The following is a 20,454-nucleotide window of genomic DNA, read 5'->3' as shown; positions in this document are numbered from 1 at the left end:
ACGCTATGACAGTCATAGCGAAAGACGATGCCCGCGCCGCCGCACCCATGTGGCGGGGCGCCCTGCAGGCGGTGCAGGCCCATGTCCGCCGCCGCGGCGTGCACCCGGCGCGCGCCGTGGTGCTCGTGCCCTATGCCCAGCTCATGGCCGAGGCGCAGCGCCAATGGGCGCGCTGGCAGGGCGACGGCTTTGCGCCGCGCTTCGAGACCACGCGCAACTGGGCGCGGCAGCTGGCGGGCTTCGTGCCCCAGGGCCTGGACTTCGCGCACGACGTGGCGCGCGACCGCTTCACCGGCGCCGCGCTGCTGGAGCGCGCGGGCCTCGCCGCGCAGCGCGAGATGCTGCTCGCCCCGCTGCTGGAGGCGGCCGGCCAGCTCGCCCCCGTGGCCGCCGCCGTGGCGCCGGGGCGGCGCGCCGAGTGGCTTGAGCGCCAGCGCGGTGTGCTGGGCCTGGCGGGCGAGGGCAGCGCCCTGCGCTACGAGGCCGCCGTGGCGCGCGTGGCGCTGGAATGGGTGGCCGCCTCGCGCCATGCGACCGACGTGCTGTTCGAGCCCGGCGTGCGCGCCGCCGTGGATGCGCTGGTGCTGCTGCAGGGCTTTCAGCCCGACGCGCTGGCCCAGGCACTGTGCGCGGCCTGGGGCGACAGGGCCCTGGCCCTGCCGCTGTGGCAGGCGCCCGCGGGCCAGGGGCGGGTCTGCCTGCACCGCGCGCTGGACGCCGAGGACGAGGCCCAGCGCGCCGCCGCCTGCGCCATCGCCCACGTGCAGGCCGGCCGCGTGCCCGTGGCCCTGGCCGGCACCGACCGCGCGCTGGTGCGGCGCATCACCGCGCTGCTGCAGGGCGCGGGGCTCGCGGCCAGGGACGAGAACGGCTGGACCCTGTCCACCACCCGCGCCGCTGCCCAGGCCATGGCGGCGCTGCGCGCCTGCGCCTGGGACGCGGGCAGCGATGCGGTGCTCGACTGGCTCAAGGCCGTGCCCGCGATCGAGGAGCCGGCCCTGCGCGCCCTGGAGCAATGGCTGCGCCGCAACGCCGTGGGCCGCTGGAGCAGCGCCCCGGGCCGCGCCCAGGGCCGGCCCGCCATTGCCGCCACCGTCGCGCAGGTCGAGGCCCTGCGCGCGCCGATGCGCGCCGCGCGCCCCCTGGCCGAATGGCTGCGCGGCCTGCGCCAGCTTCTGCAGGCCAGCGGCCAGTGGGATGCATTGCAGCAGGACGACGCGGGCGAGCGCGTGCTGCTGGAGCTGCACCTGGCCGAGGGCCTGGAGGACAGCCTGGCCGACGCCGAAGGGGCGGGGCGCGGGCTCTCGCCGGGCGACTTCGGCCACTGGGCCGACCAGGTGCTGGAGGCCACCCGCTTCAAGCCCGACTGGGAGCAGGACGCGGCCGCCGACCTCGTGGTGCTGCCCCTGCCGCAGCTGCTGGCCCGCCCCTTCGCCGCCCTGGTGCTGGCCGGCTGCGACGAAAAGCGCCTGCAGGCCGCCCCCGAGCCCCCCGGGCCATGGACCCAGGCCCAGCGCCAGGCCCTGGCCCTGCCCACGCGCGAGGCGCTGGAGGCCGCCCAGCGCGCCGCCTGGTCCGACGCCCTGCAGACCCCCTGGGTAGACGTGCTGTGGCGCGGCAGCGAGGGCGGAGAGCCGCTGCTGGCCAGCCCCCTGGTGCTGGCGCTGCCGCCCGCCCTGCATGCGCAGGCGCCGCAGGACACCCGCCTGCCGCGCGCCGTTGCGCCCGGCGCCACGCCGCGCCCCTGGCCCGTGGGCGCGCGCCTGCCCGTGGCGCAGCTGTCGGCATCGGCCTATGCCGACCTGCGCCACTGCCCCTACCGCTTCTACGCGCTGCGCCAGCTCGGCCTGCAGGAACAGGACGAGCTGGAGTCCGAGCTGGACAAGCGCGACTTCGGCACCTGGCTGCACGCGGTGCTGCAGCGCTTCCACGAAGGCCTGCGCGACGCGCCCACGCGGGACGCGGCCGAGCGCAGCGCGCGCCTGGACGCCGCGGCCAGCCAGGCGCGCGAGCAGCTGGGCCTGGCCGGCAGCGACTTCCTGCCCTACGCGAGCGGCTGGCCGCAGCTGCGCGACGGCTACCTGCGCTGGCTGGACGAGCACGAGGCCGGCGGCGCGCAGTTCGCCCAGGCCGAGGTGCAGGCGCAGCAGCGCCTGGCGCTCGGGCAGGGCAGCCTGGAGCTGGTGGGCAAGCTCGACCGCATCGACGAGGCCAAAGACGCAGAAGGCCGCGCCGCCTCCCTGGTCATCGACTACAAGACCGAGGGCAGCCAGGCCACCAGGGCGCGCGTGCAGGCGGGCACCGAAGACACCCAGCTCGCCTTCTACGCCGCCCTCATGCCCGAAGGGCGCGGCCCCCTGCGTGCCGCCTACGTGAACGTGGGCGAGCGCGGCGAGACCAGGACCTTCGAGGCGTCCGATGTGGAGCAGCTGCGCGACGCGCTGCTGGCCGGCATACGCGACGACTTCGACCGCATCGCGCAGGGCGCGGGCCTGCCCGCGCTGGGCGAGGGCAGCGTGTGCGACTGGTGCGCCGCGCGCGGCCTGTGCCGCAAGGATTTCTGGAATGAATAGAGCCGCCTACGAACACAACGGCCGCCCGGTCTCGCGCGAAGCCTTCTACGCCATCGCCTGCGACCCCGCGCGCAGCGTGGCGGTGGAGGCCTGCGCCGGCGCGGGCAAGACCTGGATGCTGGTCTCGCGCATGCTGCGCGCGCTGCTCGACGGCAGCGCGCCGCACGAGATCCTGGCCATCACCTTCACCAAGAAGGCCGCCGGCGAGATGCGCCAGCGCCTGCAGGAATGGCTGGAGCAGTTCGCCCACGTCGCGCCCGAGGATCTCGAAAGGGAGCTGGTTGCACGCGGAATCGGCCTTGACGCCGCACGGGGAAAGCGCGAGCAGCTACGAAACTTGTACCAGCAGCTGCTGGCCAGCGGCCGCCCGCTGCAGATCCGCACCTTCCACAGCTGGTTTGCCGCGCTGCTCTCCACGGCCCCGCTGGCGCTGCTGCAGGAGCGCGGCCTGCCCACGCACTACGAACTGCTCGAAGACGACGCGCAGGCCAAGGCCGAGGTCTGGCGGCCGTACCTGGAGGCCGTGGCCGGCGACGACGCGCTGCGCGCCGACTACGAGGCCGTCGTCGCCGCGCATGGCCGCTCGCAGACGCACAAGGCGCTGGAGGCGGCGCTGGACAAGCGCGTGGAGTTCCTGCTGTCGGACGAGGCGGGCATCGTCGATGCGTCGGTGCCGCCGTTCGGCGAGGTTTATGAACGCCTGGCCGGCGTGGAGCACCCGGGCGACTGGCTGCTGCGCCGCGCCGCCGGGCGGGCCATGCTCGAAGACGCGGCGCGCGCGCTCATGCCGCTGGCACCGAGCTTCGCCGCCAAGGGGGCGGAGCTGATGGCCGCCCTGCAGGCCGGCGACTGGAGCGGCGTGCTGGCCGCGCTGTTCACCAAGGACGGCGAGGGCACGCCGCGCGCCTTCGGCAAGTCGCGCCCCGAGGCCGTCACCGCCGCGCAGGACGAGGCGCAGACGCTGCGCGACGCCTGCCGCCAGCACGCCGCATGGCTGCACCAGCAGCGCATGGCGCGCCTCTCGCGCCGCCTGATCGAATGCTTCGGCGCGGTCAAGCGCGCGCATGGCTGGGTGGACATGAACGACGTGGAGCGCACGGCGCTCACGCTGCTGTCCGACCCCGTGCTCTCCGGCTGGGTGCAGGAGCGGCTGGACGCGCGCGTGCGCCACCTGCTCGTGGACGAGTTCCAGGACACCAACCCGCTGCAGTGGCAGGCGCTGCACACCTGGCTGGCGGGCTACGCGGGCGCGGGCGGGGGGCAGCGCCCGCCCAGCGTGTTCATCGTGGGCGACCCCAAGCAGAGCATCTATCGCTTTCGCCGCGCCGAGCCCCAGGTGTTCAAGGCCGCGCAGGCCTTCGTGCGCGAGGCGCTCGGCGGCGACCTGCTGGCCTGCGACCACACCCGGCGCAATGCGCAGGGCGTGATCGGCGTGGTCAACGCCGCCATGCAGGCCGCGCAGGCGCAGCGGGAATACGAAGGCTTTCGCGCGCACACGACCGAATCGCAGGAGGCGGGCCGGCTGCTGCGCCTGCCGCCCATCGCCCGGACGGACGCGCGCGCCGGAGGCGGCGCGGCCGACCCGCTCGCCTGGCGCGACAGCCTGAACGCGCCGCGCCACGAGGCCGAGGAAACCCTGCGCATGGCCGAGAGCGCCCAGGCCGCGCAATGGGTGGCGGCGCAGCTGGCCGCCGGCCTGCCCGCCAGCGAGATCATGGTGCTGGCGCGCCAGCGCGAACGCCTGGCGCGCATGGAAGAGGCCCTGCGCGCCCTGCACATCCCCTGCGTGCAGCCCGAGAAGGCCGACCTGGCCCAGGCCCCCGAGGTGCAGGACCTCGTCGCGCTGCTGGACGCGCTGGTCTCGCCCGCGCACGACCTGTCGCTGGCGCGCGCGCTCAAGTCGCCGCTGTTCGGCGCCGACGACGCGCTGCTCACCGAACTGGCCCTGCTGCGCCGCCAGGAACGGCACGCGCACCTGAGCTGGTTCGATCTGCTGCAAAAACAAGAGCTGCTGGCGCTTGACTGCAGCGCCCTGGCGGCCGATCTGGCTCTATACCGGGGATGGGTGGACAGGCTGCCCCCCCACGACGCGCTGCAGGCCATCTACGAGCATGGCGACGTGCTGGCGCGCTTTGCCGCCTGCGCGCCCGCGCCGCAGCGCGCCGGCGTGCTGGCCAACCTGCGCGCGCTGCTGGGCGCCGCGCTGCAGCAGGACGGCGGGCGCTACCTCACGCCCTACGCCTTCGTGCGCGCGCTCAGGAAGGGCGGCATCGCGGCGCCCGCGCGCGCCGACGCCCAGGCCGTGCGCCTGCTCACCGTGCACGGCGCCAAGGGGCTGGAAGCCCACAGCGTGCTGCTGCTGGACACCGACGCGCGCCCCAAGAACGCCGAGACCATGGCCGTACTCGTCGACTGGCCCGGCGAAGAGCCGCTGCCCCGGCGCTTCATCTTCCTGGCCAGCGAATCGAGCCCGCCGCCCAGCGCCGAGGGCGCCATGGCGGCGGAGCAGGCCGAGCGCCAGCGCGAGGCGCTCAACACCCTGTACGTCGCCGTCACGCGCGCCAAGCAGTGCCTGGCGCTGTCCTGCGTGCAATCGGGCAGCGCCAACCCCGGCAGCTGGTGGGCGCGCCTGGCGCCGCTCATGGAGCAGGACGCGGACCCGCAGGCCGGCGCCATGGGCGCGCAGGATGCGGGCGACGGCACCTTCACCCTGCTGGAGCTGCCGCGCCTGCCCGCGGCGCCCGGCCTGCCCGTGGCCGCGCCACGGCAGCCGGCGCAGGACAGCCTGGCATCCCGCCAGGGCCAGGCCATGCACGCGCTGCTGGAGCAGGTCGGCGTGGCCGGCCTGCCGCTGGCCGAGGCCCGCGCCCGGGGCTGGGGCCAGGAGCGCCTGGCGCAGCTCGCGCGCGAGTTCGCCCTGCCGCTGCCCGCCGCCCGGGCCGCCGCCCGCATGGCCCAGGCCATCCTCAACGGCGCGGGCGCCTGGGCCTGGGACGAGACGCGGCTGGAGCTGGCCGTGAACGAGGCGCCGCTCACCCACCAGGGCCAGGGCTTGCGCCTGGACCGCCTGGTCTGCCTGCGCGAGAGGCGCGGCGGCGCGCGCTGGTGGGTGCTGGACTACAAGAGCGCCGCGCAGCCCGAGCGCCAGGGCGATCTCGTCGCCCAGCTCCAGCGCTACCGCGAGGCCGTGCGGGCGCAGGTGCCCGGCGAAGCGGTGGGGGCCGCGTTCCTGAGCGGGGACGGGCGCCTGGTGGAGCTGGGGCTGGAGGAGGGCTGATTCGCCATAGTGTTCACAGGTCCTATGGCGCCCAGGGCACGGGCGGCGCTTCGATGCGCGGGCCGTCGAAGCCGCGCACCTCGCCGAAGCGTTCGCTGTGCGCCTGCCAGTCGCGCTGCGCCTGCGCGATGTAGGGCTTGCCGTGGCCGACGAAGTTCCACCAGATGGTGATGTCCTCGCGGAACGGCGCGCCGCCGATGAGCAGCGCGCGCGTGCCGGCGGGCAGCTCCAGGCGCAGCGTGCCGGCGCCGGGCGGCAGGTACAGCAGCTCGTCGGCCGCCAGGGCCTGCCCCTGCGCTGTGGCGGGGCCGGTGAGCGGCACCAGGCCGTATTCGAAAGCGGGGTCGAGCGCCAGCGTGAGCGCCGCGTCCCGCGGCGCATGCCAGTCCACGCCCACCAGCGGCGTGTGCACCAGCACGGGCGATTGCCGGCCCATGAACGCGCCGGCCAGCAGCACGGCCTCGGCGCCGCCCTCGTTCCAGCGCGGCAGGTCGGGGTAATGGTCGAAGCGCGGCGCCATGTCGGCCACGCGCTCGGGCAGCGCGATCCACAGCTGCGCCGTGTGCAGCCGCGTCTCGCCGGCCACCGACTCCTCGGTGTGCGCGATGCCGCGGCCGGCGGTCATCAGGTTGACCTGGCCGGCGCGTATGACCTGCTCGTTGCCCAGGCTGTCGCGGTGCAGCACCTCGCCCTCCAGCATCCAGGTGAAGGTCTGCAGCCCGGTGTGGGGGTGCGGGCCTACGCGCAGGCCCTGTCCCGCCGCGAAGCGGGCCGGCCCGGCGTGGTCGAGGAAGCACCAGGCGCCGATGGTGCGCCTGTGCCGCGAGGGCAGCATGCGCGCCACCGGCACGCCGCCGCCGATCTCGGCGGTGCGGGCGGGGATGCGGGTGAAGGTGTCGGTCATGGGGGTCTCCGCTCGTTCAATGGAGTATTTCACAGCATGGCGCCTTGTGCCGGCAATAGGGGGCAGGGAGCGGCGCCGCGCTCCCGCCCGCTATCGGCCCATGCTGCCGAAGCGCCCGCGGTTGAAGTCGTCGACCGCCTGGGCGATCTCCTGCCGGCTGTTCATCACGAACGGGCCGTAGCCGACCACGGGCTCGGCGATGGGCTCGCCGGCCAGCACGAGCAGCTTGGCATCGTCCCGGGCCTCGATGGTCACGCCCGTGCCGGCGTTGGACAGCGTGGCCATCTCTGCGGCGTGCAGCGCGGTGGCGCCATTGACCGCCACCGTGCCGTCCAGCACCACGATCAGCGTGCTCCAGCCCTCGGGCTGGCGCAGGTCGGCCAGCTTGCCGGCGGCCAGGCGCACGTCCCATACGTTCAGGGGCGAGTAGGTCCGTGCCGGGCCCTGCGCGCCCCCGAACGCGCCGGCGATCACGCGCACGCGGCCCGCGTCGCCGGGCAGGGCGACGGACGGGATCTGCGCATCCGTGATGCCCTGGTAGTGCGCGGGCGTCATCTTGTCCCTGGCGGGCAGGTTGACCCACAGCTGCACCATCTCGAACGGGCCGCCGCTGCGACTGTAGGCCTGCGAATGGAATTCCTCGTGGAGAATGCCGCCGCCCGCGGTCATCCACTGCACGTCGCCCTTGCCGATGACGCCGCCGGCGCCGGTGGAGTCGCGGTGCTCCACTTCGCCGTCGTAGACGATGGTCACGGTCTCGAAGCCGCGGTGCGGGTGCTGGCCCACGCCGCGCCGGTAGCCGGTGTGGGGGTCGAACCGGGTGGGCGCCGCGTAGTCCAGCAGCAGGAAGGGGCTGCGCTCGGCCACGCCCTCGCCGTCGTAGCCGAACATGCCGTGGACCGGAAAACCGTCGCCCACCCAGTGGCGGTCGGGCGCACTGCGGGTGGACAGGACTTGCTTGAAGGGGGTGCTCATGGTTTCTCCAGGCTTGCGTGGCGCGCCGGCCCTGTGTCGGCGCATGATTGAATGGTATGGGCGCGCCAATCGGAAATAAATAGCCTGTTTTTCACCAGATCGTCCTGGAAATGGAGCGATTTTCTGAATTTGAAGTGAAATTGGCCTGCAAGCCAGTCGGGGTAAGCGCTGGCAGCTATCAAATGAAAAGCAGCCGGGGCTTTCCGGCGGAAGGCCCGGACGATCTGGGATGATCGGCGCATGTCTTCCGTTCCGGCCGATTCCTCCGATCCTTCCCCCCGCGCGCCGCACTGCGACGTCGCCGTCGTCGGCGCCGGCCCGGCCGGCCTGATGGCCGCCGAGGCCGTGGCCGCCGCGGGCCTGCGCGCGCATGTGTTCGACGCCATGCCCTCCGTGGGGCGCAAGTTCCTGCTGGCGGGCAAGGGCGGGCTGAACCTCACGCACTCCGAACCCCTGGAACAGTTCCTGTCGCGCTACGGCGCGCGCCAGGCGCAGCTCGCGCCCTGGCTGCGGGCCTTCGGCCCGGAGCAGCTGCGCGCCTGGGCCGATGCGCTGGGGGCGCAGACCTTCGTCGGCACCTCGGGACGCGTGTTCCCCGCCGACATGAAGGCCGCGCCGCTGCTGCGCGCCTGGCTGCACCGCCTGCGCGGCCAGGGCGTGCAGCTGCACATGCGCCACCGCTGGCTGGGCTGGGCCGATGGCGCTGCCGACGATGGCGTGCAGCGGCTGCGTTTCGCCACGCCCGCGGGCGAGGCGCTGGCGGATGCGCGCGCCGTGGTGCTGGCGCTGGGCGGCGCCAGCTGGCCGCGCCTGGGCTCCGACGGGGCCTGGGTGCCGTTGCTGGAGCAGCGCGGCGTGGACATCGCGCCGCTGGTGCCGGCCAACTGCGGCTTCGACGTGCCGCGTGTGGACGCTCCGGTGGGCGAGACGCGCCGCGCGTTCTTCCTCGAACTGCTGGGGCGCGGCCCCGCGCCCGCCGTGGGCTGGACGCCGTTCTTCGCCGAGCGCTTCGCGGGCCAGCCGTTCAAGTCGGTGGCGCTGTCGTTCACCGACAGCCAGGGCCGCCGGTTCGAGCGCCGCGGCGAGTTCGTGGCCACGGCCACGGGCGTGGAGGGCAGCCTGGTCTACGCCGTCTCCAGCCTGCTGCGCGACGAGATCGCGGCGCACGGCCATGCGACCTTCCATCTGGACCTGCTGCCCGACCACACGCCCGAGCGCGTGCTGGCCGGGGTGCGCCACCCGCGCGGCTCGCGCAGCCTGCCCAGCCACCTCAAGGGCCGCCTGGGGCTGGACGGCATCAAGACCGCCATCCTCTACGAGCAACTGGGCAAGGACGGCATGACCGACCCGGCGGCGCTGGCCCGCGCCATCAAGGCCCTGCCCATCACCGTGGTGGCGGCGCGCCCGCTGCAGGAGGCCATCAGCACCGCCGGCGGCGTGCCTTTCGAGGCGCTGGACGCGCAGCTCATGCTGCGCGCCGCGCCCGGCGTGTTCTGCGCGGGCGAGATGCTGGACTGGGAGGCGCCCACGGGCGGCTACCTCCTCACCGCCTGCCTTGCCTCGGGCCGCGCGGCGGGCGAGGGCGCGGCGCATCTGCTTCAGAATTTGGTGCGGTAGTACAGCATGGGCCCGCCGCCCCGCGCACGCAGCAGCAGGCGCGAGTCGCCCTGCAGCTGCACGCCGATGGCGCCGAACTCGGGCACCAGGCCGCGGGTGCGCGAGGTGGTCCACTGCACCTCCAGCCGCGTGCCGTAGCTGCCTTGCTCGCGGTGCCAGATCATGCCCATGGCGTCGGCCTCCTGGGCGGGCCGGGCCGTGCGGGCCCAGACGGCCATGTCCAGGTGGCGGCCGCTGCCCAGCGGCGTGCGCCAGCGCACCCCGATGTCGCTCCCCCACGGGGCCACGGCCGTGGTGTACGGCCGCAGGTCGGCCTGGGTGGGCAGCACCAGGCCGAGCGAGAATCCCAGGCTGCCGGCGCGGCCGGGCGGCATCCAGCGCGTGACGTCCAGGCGCAGGGATTCGCCCTGCGTATCCAGGGGGGCGGCGGCGCCGGAGATTTCCATGGATGCCATGGCCGGGGCAGGCGGGACAAAGCCCGTCTGGGCCATCGCCGGGCACAGGGGGCCGCCGGCCAGCAGCAACGCCAGGCCCAGGCGGTAAGCGCGTGTCCGTGCTGTCGCGGGCGATGGCATGGCGTCACTCCGGGCGTGAAGGGCGATCGTTGCCCTCCAGTATGGGCGCGCGCGTTTTCCGTGCAGTCCCAGGAGGGCGCTTTGCCGTGTAGGACGGAGCCCCGCGGCGGCTGCCTCCTTCCGGATGGGCGCCGGAATTGATTCACATCAGAGCCAGGGCGCGGATCGTCACAATTCGTTATATCTGGATATATATTACGAAAACCATGGAGTGCCACTGCCAAGCCTGGGCCAGGCAGCGGCATGTGTTTTGTCCACCGCTATATAGAAATTTCTATAGCGAATCGAGGAGGTCGAAATGGCAGAGAGGGTATCGGCGAAACGGGGGCGCGGGCGCAGCGGGGCTGGTCCGGTGCTGTTGGCGTTGGGGCTTTCCGCGGGGGCCGTGCAGGCGGCGGACGGGGTCTTCGAGCTGGGCACGGTGACCGTGATCGGCGCGCCGGTGAAGAGCCATGCGGCGGACGAGGCCGTGCTGGGCCAGGAGGAGATTACGCGCTACAACGCCGACACCGTGTCCGATGCGGCGCGGCTGCTGCCCGGCGTGAGCATTTCGCGCGTCGGCGCCCGCAACGAGGAAATGATCTACGTGCGCGGCTTCGACTCGCGCCAGGTGCCGGTGTTCGTCGACGGCGTGCCGCTGTACGTGCCCTATGACGGCTACGTGGACTTCGGCCGCTTCACCACGTTCGACCTGGCCGAGATCCGCGTCGCCAAGGCCGATGCCTCGCTGCTCTACGGCCCCAACACGCTGGGCGGGGCGATCAACCTCGTCACGCGCAAGCCGGTCAAGCCGTTCGAGGGCGATGCGCGCCTGGGCTTCGGCTCGGGGCAGACGCGCAAGGCGGCGGTCAACCTGGGCGGCAACCAGGGCAGCTGGTACTACCAGCTGGGCGCCTCGTACCTGGACGCCGACAGCTTCCCCTTGCCCAAGGGGTTCAAGGACTACAAGAGCAAGCCCACGGACACCGGCGGCAGCCGCGAGAATGCCTACCGCACCGACGAGCGCCTGTCGTTCAAGCTGGGCCTGACGCCCAACGCCACCGACGAATACGCACTGGGCTACGTGCGCCAGGAGGGCGAGAAGGGCAACCCGGTCTATACCGGCAAGTCCGCGCAGAGGAACGCCGTGCGCTACTGGCGCTGGCCGTACTGGGACAAGGACAGCATCTACTTCCTGAGCACCACGCGCATCGGCGGCGACAACGTGCTCAAGACGCGCGTGTACCACGACACCTACGAGAACGGGCTGGACATCTACAACGACGCGACCTACTCGCGCCACGACCCCACGAGCGCCTACAAGGACGTGAGCAAGGGCGCGACCATCGAGTGGGCCAACTACAGCCTGCGCAGCCACGAGCTGCGCTTCGCCGCGCATTACAAGGTCGACGAGCACGACGACGCCGGCCAGTTCTACCGCGACGTGACCACCTCGCTGGTGGCCGAGGACACCATCACCCTGTCCGACCGCTGGCGCCTGACCCTGGGCGCGAGCCATGAGAAGCGCGACGCCAAGGAGGTCTACTACTGGCCCAAGGGCTCGACCAACGCCACCAACGGCCTGGCCCGGCTGGGCTACGCGCTCACCCAGCAGGGCGACGAGGTGTACGCCGTGGTCTCGCACAAGACGCGCTTCCCCACCATCAAGGACCGCTACTCCGCGCGCATGGGCCGGGCGCTGCCCAACCCCGACCTCAAGCCCGAGGTCGCCAACCACTTCGAGCTGGGCGTGAGCGGCCGGCCCTGGGCGGGCGGCAAGGGCCAGGCGGCCGTGTTCCACAGCCGCGTGAACGACCAGATCCAGACCGTGGTGGTGCCCTCCGGCGCCTGCGGCGGCACCACCTGCGACCAGGCGCAGAACGTGGGCCGCACGCGCAATCAGGGGCTGGAACTGTCGCTGGCGCAGCAGTTCTCGGCCCAGTGGAGCGCGAACGCCAGCTACACCTACCTGCGGCGCACCAACCTGAGCAACCGCAGCGTGACGCTGGTGGACACGCCGCGCCACCGCCTGTTCGCGGCCGTCAGCTGGCTGCCCGGCGCGCAGTGGGAGCTGCATGCCACGCTGGAGGCCGAGCAGGGCCGCCGCGTGAACTTCGACGGCGCCTACCGGCAGCTCGGCGGCTTCGGCACCACCGGGATCAAGGCGGTCTACAAGCCCGCGAAGGATTTCGCGCTCGACTTCGGCGTGAACAACCTGGGCGACAAGTGGTACGAACTGGCCGACGGCCACCCCATGCCCGGACGGTTCTGGTACCTTAATGGCACCTATAGATTCTGACGATTCTGACCGTCCCCCAGTGCGGCGGGGCGGCCCTTGCGCGGCGGCGGCTGGCCCGGGCCATGCCGGTTGCGTGCGGAGATCCGACATGGCGACACATCCTTTGGCGGCCCTGGTGTATTGCGGCGACATGGACGGCGGCGACGCGGCCGACGCGCTGGTGCTGGAGTTCTGCCAGGACCTGCAGCGCGCGGGCTGGCGCGTGGGTGGGCTCGCGCAGCAGTGCGTGCCGGCCGCTGGCGGCGGCAAGCCGCGCCTGCAGCTCGTGGACATGCGCACGGGCCAGGTGTTCTCCATCTCGCAGGACCTCGGGCCGCTCTCGCGCGCGTGCTGCCTCGACCCGGACGGCGTCGCGCAGGCCAGCGGCGTGCTGCGCCAGGCGCTGGCCGACCGGGTGCACCTGGCCGTCGGCAACCGCTTCGGCGCGCTGGAGGCCACGGGCGGCGGCCATGCGGCCGAGCTGGCGGCGCTGGCGGGCGAGGGCATTCCCGTGCTCACCGTGGTCGCGGCCAAGCACCTCGATGCCTGGCGCCGGTTCACGGGCGGAATGGGCGAGGAGCTGCCCCCGCGCATGGCCGCGCTGCGGTCCTGGTTCACGCTGGCCGTGGGCCGCGAGGTGCCGGCATGATGCGCCGGCGCCTGCTGTTGCAGCTGCCGCTGGCGCTCGCGGCCGCGCGCGTTCGCGCCCAAGGCGCGGAAAGCGTGATCGTCGCGCAATTCGGCGGGCGTTCGGGCGCGCTGCCCCCGCCCGGGCGCGTGCGCAAGGTGTTCGCGGCGGGCCCGCCCGCGGGCGTGCTGGTGGCGGCGCTCGCGCCCGAAAAGCTGCTCGGCTGGCCGCTCACGCTCGGCGACGAGGCGCGCGCGCTGCTCGGGCCGCAGCTGCGCGCGCTGCCGCACACGGGGCGCCTGTCGGGGCGCGGTAGCACGGTGCCGCTCGAATCGCTGCTGCAGCTGGCGCCCGACCTGGTGCTGGACGCGGGTACGGCGGACGCCACCTACGTCTCCGGCGTGCGCCGCGTGAGCGAGCAGACCGGCCTGCCCACGGTGCTGGTGCAGGGCCGCATCGCCGACCACGCCGCGCAGCTGCGCGAGGTGGGCCGCCTGCTGGGCGTGGCCGAACGCGGCGAGCGGCTGGCCCTTGAAGCCGAAGCGTCAATAGCCCTGGCAGGGCGGGTGCGCGCCAGCGTGCCGCCAGGCCAGCGCCCGCGCGTGTATTACGGGCGCGGCGCGGACGGGCTGGAGACGGGTCGCGCCGGCTCCATCAACGTGGAGCTGCTGGACTTCTGCGCGGGCCGCAACGTGGCGGCCGAGACGGGCCAGGGCTCGCTCACGCGCGTGTCGCTGGAGCAGCTCCTGCTGTGGAACCCCGAGGTCATCGTCACGCAGGACGCGGCCTTCGCGCGCCGCGTGCTCGCCGACCCGCTGTGGCGCGGCATCGCCGCCGTGGGCGCGGGGCGGGTGCACTGCGCGCCCGCGCTGCCCTTCGGCTGGCTGGACGGTCCCCCGGGCGTGAACCGCCTGATCGGCGTGCGCTGGCTGCTGGAGCGCCTGCACCCCGGCCACCCGGCGCTGCGCGCGCTGGAGCCTTTCCCCGAGGCCGTGCGGCGCTTCTACCAGTCGTTCTACGGCGCCAGCCTGTCGGCGCAGGACGTGCGCAGGCTGCTGGAGGGCTAGGGCTTGGAATATGAGTCGAATCGGGCCCCAGCGCAATCTCACCAAGCGCTGGAAGCTCCTGTATCGATAGCAATGCCGCTGCGCTGGCTGCTGGCCGTGGCGCTGCTCGCGGCCGTGGTGCTGGCGGCCTTCGCCTCGGGCAAGTTCTCCGTCGCGCCGGGCGACCTGTGGCGCGCCGTGGCCGCGCGCCTCACGGGCACCGAGTCGGGCCTGCCGGCCACCGTGGAAACGGTGGTGTGGAGCATCCGCCTGCCGCGCGTGGCCGCCGGGCTGCTCGTGGGCATGGCGCTGGCGGCGGCGGGCGCGGCCTACCAGGGCATGTTCCGCAACCCGCTGGTCTCGCCCGACATCCTGGGCGTGTCGGCCGGGGCGGGGCTGGGCGCGGTCGTGGCCATCTACCTGGGCCTGCCGATCGCGGCGGTGCAGGCGCTGGCCTTCGCGGGCGGGCTGCTGGCCGTGGGGGCGGTGCTCGCGGTGGCGGGCCTGGTGCGGCGGCACGACCCGGTGCTGGTGCTGGTGCTCGCGGGCGTGGCCGTGGGCGCGCTGCTGGGCGCGGGCATTTCGCTCGTCAAGATCCTGGCCGACCCGATGGCGCAGCTGCCCACCATCACCTTCTGGCTGCTCGGCGGCCTGAACGCCGTCACGCCCGGCGACCTGGCCGCCACCGCGCCCGCGCTGCTCGCGGGGCTGGTGCCCATGGCGCTGCTGCGCTGGCGCATCAACCTGCTGGGCCTGCCCGACGAGGAGGCCCTGGCGCTGGGCGTGGCCGTGGGGCGCCTGCGCCTCGTGCTGGTGGCCGCGGCCACGCTGGCCACGGCCGCGGCGGTGTCGCTCACCGGCATCATCGGCTGGGTGGGGCTGGTGGTGCCGCACGTGGCGCGGCTGCTGGTGGGGCCGGAGTTCTCGCGCCTGCTGCCCGCGTCGCTGCTGCTGGGAGGGGGCTTCCTGGTGGCGACCGACACGCTGGCGCGCACCGTGGCGGGCATCGAGGTGCCGCTGGGCATCCTCACCGCGCTGGTGGGCGCGCCGTTCTTCCTGTTCCTGCTGGCCCGCTCGGGGAGGCATGAATGAGCGCGGTGCTGGAGGCGCAGAGCCTGTCCATCGGCCACGGCCGGCGCTGCGTGGCGCAGGGGCTGGCCTTCGCGCTCGCGCCGGGCGAGGTGCTGTGCCTGCTGGGCGCCAACGGCAGCGGCAAGACCACGCTGCTGCGCACGCTGCTCGGCCTGCTGCCGCCGCTGGCGGGCGAGGTGCGCTGCAGCGGGCAGAGCGTGGCCGCATGGCCGCGCGCGGCCTTCGCGCGCCACGTGGGCTACGTGCCGCAGGCGCACGCGGGCCTGTTCCCCTTCACCGTGGAGGACGTGGTGCTCATGGGCCGTGCGGCGCGCGTGGGGCGCTTTTCCGCGCCGGGCGCGGCGGACCGGCAGGCCGCGCGGCAATGCCTGGAGATGCTCGGCATCGCCCACCTGCGCGCGAGCGTCTACACGGCCATCAGCGGCGGCGAGCGGCAGCTCGCGCTGATCGCCCGCGCCCTGGCGCAGGAACCCGCGCTGCTGGTGATGGACGAGCCCACGGCGAGCCTGGACTTCGGCAACCAGATCCGCGTGCTGGAGCACATCGAGCGCCTGCGCGCCGAGGGCATGGCCGTGCTCATGACCACGCACCAGCCCGAGCACGCGCTGCGCATCGCCGACCGCATCGCGCTGCTGGGCGGCGGGCGGCTGCAAGCCATCGGCGCGCCGCGCGCCACGGCCACCCCGGCGCAGCTCGCCGCGCTCTACGGCGTGAGCGAGAGCGCCGTGGCCGCCTCTTTGAACTGGATGACCGCATGACCATAGAAGCCATCGACTTCGGCCGCCTGTACCGCGACCACCTCGCCATCGCCGCGCGCACGCGCAAGACCGCCAGCGCCTGGGACTCCCGCGCGGCGGGCATGGCCGCCAAGGCGCTGCGCAGCAACTACACGCGGGACTTCGTCGCGCGCATGGACTTCACGGGCGCCGAATCGCTGCTCGACGTGGGCTGCGGCCCCGGCACCATCGCGCTGGCCGTGGCGCACCGCCTGCGGCGCGTGGTGGGGCTGGACTACAGCGCCGCCATGCTGGACACCCTGCGCGCGCAGGCCGCCGCGCAGGGCTTTACCCACGTCGAGACGCTGCTCCGCGCCTGGGAGGACGACTGGAGCGACGTGTCCGTGTGCGACGTCGCCGTCGCCTCGCGCGCCACGCTGGTGGACGACATCGCCGCCGCGCTCTCCAAGCTGGACGCCAAGGCGCGCCTGCGCGTCTACCTCACACACCCCGCGGGCGGGCACTTCATCGACCCGGCCATCCAGCGCGTGATCGGCCGCAGCGTGCCCACCGTGCCGGACTACATCTACCTCGTCAACATCCTGCACCGCATGGGCATCCACCCCTGCCTGTCCTACCTTACGCAGGAAAGCCGCCTGGCCGACGCGCAGGACTTCGACGACTACGCGCGCCGCGTGGCCTGGTCGCTGGGCGAGCTGAGCGTGGCGGAAACCACGCGCCTGTGCGCCTGGTACGGGCAGGCAACGCCCGCCGAGCGCGCGGGCCCGCCCATGCGCTGGGCCTTCATCTCCTGGGAGAAACCACGATGCTGAACGCCGCAACCGACGGCCTGCTGGCCGAGCTGCATGCCGACGTGGCGGGCGCCCTGGGCGCGCAGGCCCTGGAGCGCCTGCGCATCGCGCGCGCCGTGCTGGGCATCTTCTTCACGGGTGTGCAACTCGACAACGGCGTGGGCGGCCTGTGCGCCACGCCCGTCAAGAGCGTGCCCGAGGCCGTGTGCTGCCCGAGCTCCGCGCTGGCCATGCCCGTGCCGGGCCGCATCGCAGGGCGCAGCGCGGCCGAGGTGCTGCAGGACCTGTACCGCCCGCAGGACCTGCGCCGCGCGCTCGCCATCGCCACGCTCAACGCGCTGGCCGAAACGCTGTGGCAGCGGGACGGCCCGCCGCCCGGCGCGCGTGTGGTGGAGGGGGACGCGTTCGACGCGCTCGCCATCGCGCCCGGCCAGCGCGTGGCGCTGGTGGGCGCCTTCCCGCCCTACCTGCGCGCGCTGCGGCGCAGCGGCCAGCCCTTTCACGTGCTCGAACTCGACCCCTCCACGCTCAAGCCCGAGGAACTGCCGTTCTACGCACCCGCCGAGCGCGCCCCGGAGATCGTGGGCGGGGCCGACGTGCTCATCACCACCGGCACCACCCTGGTCAACGGCACGCTGGACGACCTGCTGCGCCACCTGCGCCCCGGCGCGCAGGCCGCCGTGGTGGGGCCCACGGCCACACTGCGCGCGGCGCCGTTCGCGCGCCGGGGCGCCACCGTGGTGGGCGGCACGCGCGTGCGCGCGCCCGCCGAACTGCTCGATCTGCTGGCCGAAGGGGGCTCGGGCTACCACTTCTTCGGTAAGTCGGTGGAACGCATTTGTCTTTGCCTGTGAAAGGAATCCTCATGCAACGTTTCTTCCTGGCCTGCGTGGCCTTCCTCCTGGCCGCGAACGCCTGGGCCGCCGATGCGCTGCTGGTCGCCGCGGGCGCCGGCTACCGCAAGCCCGTCATGGAATTGCTGGAGGACTTCTCGAAGTCCAGCGGCATCCGCACCGAGGCGAGCTTCGGCAACATGAAGCAGGTGGAGACGCAGGCGCGCCAGAACCCCGGCATCGCGCTGATGATCGGCGACCGCGCCTTCCTGGAGCCCATGGGGTTGGCCGAGCGCTTCCAGCCCCTGGGCACGGGCAGGCTGGTGCTGGTGACGGCGCGCGGGCAGGCCATTGCCTCCCTGGCCGACCTGCGCGAGCCGCGCTTCCGGCGCATCGCGCTGCCCGACCGCACCAAGGCGGTCTATGGCAACGCGGCCGCCACCTGCCTGGCGCGCCTGGGTCTGGCGCAGCCGCTGGCCGACCGGCTCGTGGAGGTCGCCACCGTGCCCCAGGTGAGCGCCTATGTCGCCACGGGCGAGGTGGACGCGGGCTTCCTCAACCGCACCGAGGCGCTGGCGCTGCAGGGCCGCGCGGGCACGGCCATCGACGCGCCGCAGGACTGCTACGACCCCATCGAGCTAAGCGTGGGCGTGCTCAAGGGGCGCGCCGGCGGGGCCGCCGCACGGGCCTTCCTCGACTACCTGGCCTCGCCCGCCGCGCGCAAGCTGCTCGAACGCCACGGGATGTGAATGCTGGGCTGTCCGGGCGCGCCGCTGCCGCTCACCTTCGGCGTGGTGGCGTGGAGCATGGGCCTGCAGCTCGTGCTGGGCACGGCGCTGGCGTGGCTGCTCGCGCGCAGGCGCTTCGCGGGGCGTGGGCTGCTCGACGCGCTGGTCACGCTGCCGCTGGTGTTCCCGCCCATCGTGCTGGGCTACGGCCTGCTGCTGCTGCTCGGGCGCCAGGGCTGGCTCACGCAGTGGCTGCCGCCGCTGCTGCGGCCCGAGATCGTGTTCACGCAGACGGGGCTGGTGATCGCGGCCTTCGTCGCCGGGCTGCCGCTCATGGTCAAGCCCGCGCAGGCGGCGTTCGCGGGCATACCGCCGCGTCTGCGCGAGGCGGCGGCGCTGCTCGGGCACCGGCCCTGGAGCGTGTTCTGGCGCATCGACGTGCCGCTGGCGCGCCGGGGCGTGGCCGCGGGGCTGGTGCTGGCGGGCGGGCGCGGGCTGGGCGAGGTGGGCCTGTCGCTGATGCTCGGCGGCAACATCGCCGGGCGCACCGAGACGCTGTCGCTGGCCATCTACAACCACGTCATGGACGGCAACCTGGCCTGCGCCAACGCGCTGTCGCTGCTGCTGGCGGGCATCGCCGCGCTGGCTTTCTTCGTATTACGCCGATGGGGAGCGCTATGAATTCCGTGTTTTTCGACCACGCCACGATCGACGCCTGGATCGCTGAGGACGCGCCGCTCGTGGACCTGACCACCCACCTGCTCGCCGTGGGCGGCAAGCCCGCGCGCATGCGCTTCACGATCCGCGGCGAATCGGTGGCGGCCTGCACCGAGGAGGCCGCGCGCATCGTGCAGCACTGCGGCGGTCGGGTGGAGAGCCTGCTGGCGAGCGGCACGCCCGTGGCCGCGGGCGACGTGCTGCTGGCCGCCACGGGCGACGCGGCCGGCCTGCTGCGCGCCTGGAAGGTGGCGCAGAACCTGCTGGAGTACGCCTGCGGCGTGGCCGGCGCCACCGCGCGCATGGTGCGCGCCGTGCAGGCCGCCGCGCCTGGCGTGGCCGTGCTCACCACGCGCAAGCATGCGCCGGGGCTGCGGCGCATCGCGCTCAAGGCCACCTTGAGCGGCGGCGCGTTCCCGCACCGGCTGGGCGTGGGCGAGACGGTGCTGGTGTTCCCCCAGCACCGCGCGCTGCTCGGCGGCTGGGACGGCGTGGCCGAGCGCCTGGCCGCCGTGGCGCACGCGCTGGCCGAGAAAAAATGCGTGATCGAGGCGCATTCGCTCGACGAGGCGCTTCGCGCGGCCGATGCGGGCGCGGACGTGGTGCAGTTCGACAAGGCTGCGCCCGAGGACCTGCGCGCGTGGTGCCCGCCGCTGCGCGAGCGCCACCCGCGGCTGCGCCTGCTGGCCGCCGGCGGCATCAACGCGGGCAACGCGGCGGATTACGCGGCCAGCGGCGTGGATGCGCTGGTCACGAGCAGCCTGCACTACGCCCCGGCCGCCGACGTGGGCGTGAGCGTGCAGCCGCTGTAGCCGGCCTGTCTTTTCTCTACACTGGCACCTTCAATGAAAGGGAGGCCATGGCGGCAGCAGAGCAGCAGGGCGGCGGGCGCATCGAATTGCGCGGATCGGTGTGGATGACGGTGGACGGCCGCAGCCTGGGTGGCCCGGGCCGGGTGGAGCTGCTGACGCACATCGCCGCGCATGGCTCCATCAGCCAGGCGGCGAAGGCCATGGGCATGAGCTACAAGGCCGCGTGGGACGCCATCGATGCCATGAACCAGCTCGCGGGCGAGCCGCTCGTGGAGCGGCTCGTGGGCGGCAAGGGCGGCGGAGGCACGAAGCTCACCGAGAGGGGCATGCGGCTGGTGCGCAGCTTCGGCGTCATCGAGCGCGCGCACCGCCGGTTCGTGGACCAGCTCAGCGCGCAGGCGCAGGGCGTGGCCGATGATTTTCTTTTGATACGGAGAATGGGTATGAAAACGAGTGCACGCAATCAATTCTTCGGCACGGTCTCGCGCGTGACCCATGGTGCCGTGAACGACGAGATCGAACTGGACGTGCCCGGCATGGGCCAGAAGCTCGTCGCCATCGTCACGCACGGCAGCGCGGTGGACCTGGGCCTCGCGCCGGGGGCCGAGGCGTTCGCGCTGGTCAAGGCTTCGTCGATCATCGTGGTGACGGACGACCAGGGCGCCAAATTCTCGGCGCGCAACCGCCTGCGGGGTACCGTGTCGCGCGTGCAGAAGGGCGCCGTGAACACCGAGGTGGTGATCGGCCTGCCGGGCGGCGGCGCGGTGGCCGCCATCATCACCAACGAAAGCTGCGACGCGCTGGGTCTGGCGCCGGGCGCGGCGGCGTCGGCGCTGTTCAAGGCGTCGAGCGTGATCGTGGGGGTGCCCGCGTAGGGCGAGGGAAAAAGAAA

At 73.5% G+C, this 20,454-nt stretch carries 18 protein-coding genes; 14 read left to right on the top strand and 4 right to left on the bottom strand.

The features are described from left to right. The first annotated feature begins 5 nt into the window (after window positions 1-5). Both ACX12L_RS14280 and ACX12L_RS14275 read left to right on the top strand, forming a co-directional pair. Window positions 6-2,573 carry a PD-(D/E)XK nuclease family protein gene (locus ACX12L_RS14280; RefSeq protein WP_459263199.1) on the top strand — a complete coding sequence of 856 codons (2,568 nt, stop codon included), beginning with the start codon at window positions 6-8 and terminating at the stop codon, window positions 2,571-2,573. Further along, window positions 2,566-5,850: a UvrD-helicase domain-containing protein gene (locus ACX12L_RS14275; RefSeq protein ID WP_459263198.1), complete on the top strand. Its 3,285-nt coding sequence runs from the start codon at window positions 2,566-2,568 to the stop codon at window positions 5,848-5,850. Before ACX12L_RS14280 ends, ACX12L_RS14275 begins: the two co-directional genes overlap by 8 nt. A 22-nt stretch (window positions 5,851-5,872) precedes the next feature. On the opposite strand, the gene ACX12L_RS14270 is transcribed toward ACX12L_RS14275, so the two are convergent. The 3 genes from ACX12L_RS14270 to ACX12L_RS14260 all read right to left on the bottom strand — a co-directional run bounded on the left by ACX12L_RS14270 (window position 5,873) and on the right by ACX12L_RS14260 (window position 7,971). After that, complete coding sequence (locus tag ACX12L_RS14270) at window positions 5,873-6,754, bottom strand: pirin family protein (RefSeq protein WP_459263197.1); 882 nt, start codon at window positions 6,752-6,754, stop codon at window positions 5,873-5,875. Window positions 6,755-6,844: 90 nt separating this feature from the next. Further along, window positions 6,845-7,729 carry a pirin family protein gene (locus tag ACX12L_RS14265; RefSeq protein WP_459263196.1) on the bottom strand — a complete coding sequence of 295 codons (885 nt, stop codon included), beginning with the start codon at window positions 7,727-7,729 and terminating at the stop codon, window positions 6,845-6,847. Then, window positions 7,726-7,971, bottom strand: coding sequence for a hypothetical protein (locus ACX12L_RS14260; protein ID WP_459263195.1), 246 nt, complete (start codon window positions 7,969-7,971; stop codon window positions 7,726-7,728). The genes ACX12L_RS14265 and ACX12L_RS14260 overlap by 4 nt, the downstream gene beginning before the upstream one ends. Here ACX12L_RS14260 and ACX12L_RS14255 point away from each other — a divergent pair. After that, window positions 7,970-9,346: a TIGR03862 family flavoprotein gene (locus tag ACX12L_RS14255; protein ID WP_459263194.1), complete on the top strand. Its 1,377-nt coding sequence runs from the start codon at window positions 7,970-7,972 to the stop codon at window positions 9,344-9,346. The two genes, ACX12L_RS14260 and ACX12L_RS14255, sit on opposite strands and share 2 nt — an antisense overlap. On the opposite strand, the gene ACX12L_RS14250 is transcribed toward ACX12L_RS14255, so the two are convergent. Further along, window positions 9,328-9,921 (bottom strand): hypothetical protein, encoded by a 594-nt coding sequence (locus ACX12L_RS14250; protein ID WP_459263193.1) that lies wholly within the window; start codon window positions 9,919-9,921, stop codon window positions 9,328-9,330. The genes ACX12L_RS14255 and ACX12L_RS14250 overlap by 19 nt on opposite strands. 298 nt (window positions 9,922-10,219) lie before the next feature. On the opposite strand from ACX12L_RS14250, the gene ACX12L_RS14245 reads away from it, so the two are divergent. The 11 genes from ACX12L_RS14245 to ACX12L_RS14195 all read left to right on the top strand — a co-directional run bounded on the left by ACX12L_RS14245 (window position 10,220) and on the right by ACX12L_RS14195 (window position 20,437). Further along, a complete protein-coding gene (locus ACX12L_RS14245) occupies window positions 10,220-12,199 on the top strand; it encodes a TonB-dependent receptor plug domain-containing protein (RefSeq protein WP_459263192.1) in 1,980 nt (659 codons plus the stop codon). Window positions 12,200-12,287: 88 nt separating this feature from the next. Further along, on the top strand, window positions 12,288-12,827 hold the full coding sequence (locus ACX12L_RS14240; RefSeq protein WP_459263191.1) for a DUF2478 domain-containing protein: 540 nt from the start codon (window positions 12,288-12,290) through the stop codon (window positions 12,825-12,827). Further along, window positions 12,824-13,873, top strand: coding sequence for an ABC transporter substrate-binding protein (locus ACX12L_RS14235; protein WP_459263190.1), 1,050 nt, complete (start codon window positions 12,824-12,826; stop codon window positions 13,871-13,873). The genes ACX12L_RS14240 and ACX12L_RS14235 overlap by 4 nt, the downstream gene beginning before the upstream one ends. A 72-nt stretch (window positions 13,874-13,945) precedes the next feature. Further along, complete coding sequence (locus ACX12L_RS14230) at window positions 13,946-14,944, top strand: FecCD family ABC transporter permease (protein ID WP_459263189.1); 999 nt, start codon at window positions 13,946-13,948, stop codon at window positions 14,942-14,944. After that, on the top strand, window positions 14,941-15,702 hold the full coding sequence (locus ACX12L_RS14225; RefSeq protein ID WP_459263188.1) for an ABC transporter ATP-binding protein: 762 nt from the start codon (window positions 14,941-14,943) through the stop codon (window positions 15,700-15,702). The genes ACX12L_RS14230 and ACX12L_RS14225 overlap by 4 nt, the downstream gene beginning before the upstream one ends. Continuing rightward, window positions 15,699-16,493, top strand: a complete 795-nt coding sequence (locus tag ACX12L_RS14220) for a class I SAM-dependent methyltransferase (RefSeq protein WP_459263187.1) — start codon at window positions 15,699-15,701, stop codon at window positions 16,491-16,493. The genes ACX12L_RS14225 and ACX12L_RS14220 overlap by 4 nt, the downstream gene beginning before the upstream one ends. Next, entirely contained in the window at window positions 16,487-17,326 is an 840-nt protein-coding gene (locus tag ACX12L_RS14215) for a Rossmann-like domain-containing protein (RefSeq protein ID WP_459263186.1), read from the top strand. Before ACX12L_RS14220 ends, ACX12L_RS14215 begins: the two co-directional genes overlap by 7 nt. 11 nt (window positions 17,327-17,337) lie before the next feature. Further along, window positions 17,338-18,054: a molybdate ABC transporter substrate-binding protein gene (gene modA / locus ACX12L_RS14210; RefSeq protein ID WP_459263185.1), complete on the top strand. Its 717-nt coding sequence runs from the start codon at window positions 17,338-17,340 to the stop codon at window positions 18,052-18,054. Beyond that, on the top strand, window positions 18,055-18,714 hold the full coding sequence (modB, locus tag ACX12L_RS14205) for a molybdate ABC transporter permease subunit (protein ID WP_459263184.1): 660 nt from the start codon (window positions 18,055-18,057) through the stop codon (window positions 18,712-18,714). It begins immediately after the preceding gene. After that, window positions 18,711-19,562, top strand: coding sequence for a ModD protein (gene modD / locus ACX12L_RS14200; RefSeq protein ID WP_459263183.1), 852 nt, complete (start codon window positions 18,711-18,713; stop codon window positions 19,560-19,562). Before modB ends, modD begins: the two co-directional genes overlap by 4 nt. A gap of 47 nt (window positions 19,563-19,609) precedes the next feature. Beyond that, on the top strand, window positions 19,610-20,437 hold the full coding sequence (locus tag ACX12L_RS14195; RefSeq protein ID WP_459263182.1) for a TOBE domain-containing protein: 828 nt from the start codon (window positions 19,610-19,612) through the stop codon (window positions 20,435-20,437). Window positions 20,438-20,454 lie beyond the last annotated feature (17 nt).

The sequence above is a fragment of the Alicycliphilus sp. T452 genome, assembly GCF_054512775.1.
Note: the sequence above shows the minus strand (reverse complement) of the source record. Positions and strands in the feature narration are given on the sequence as shown.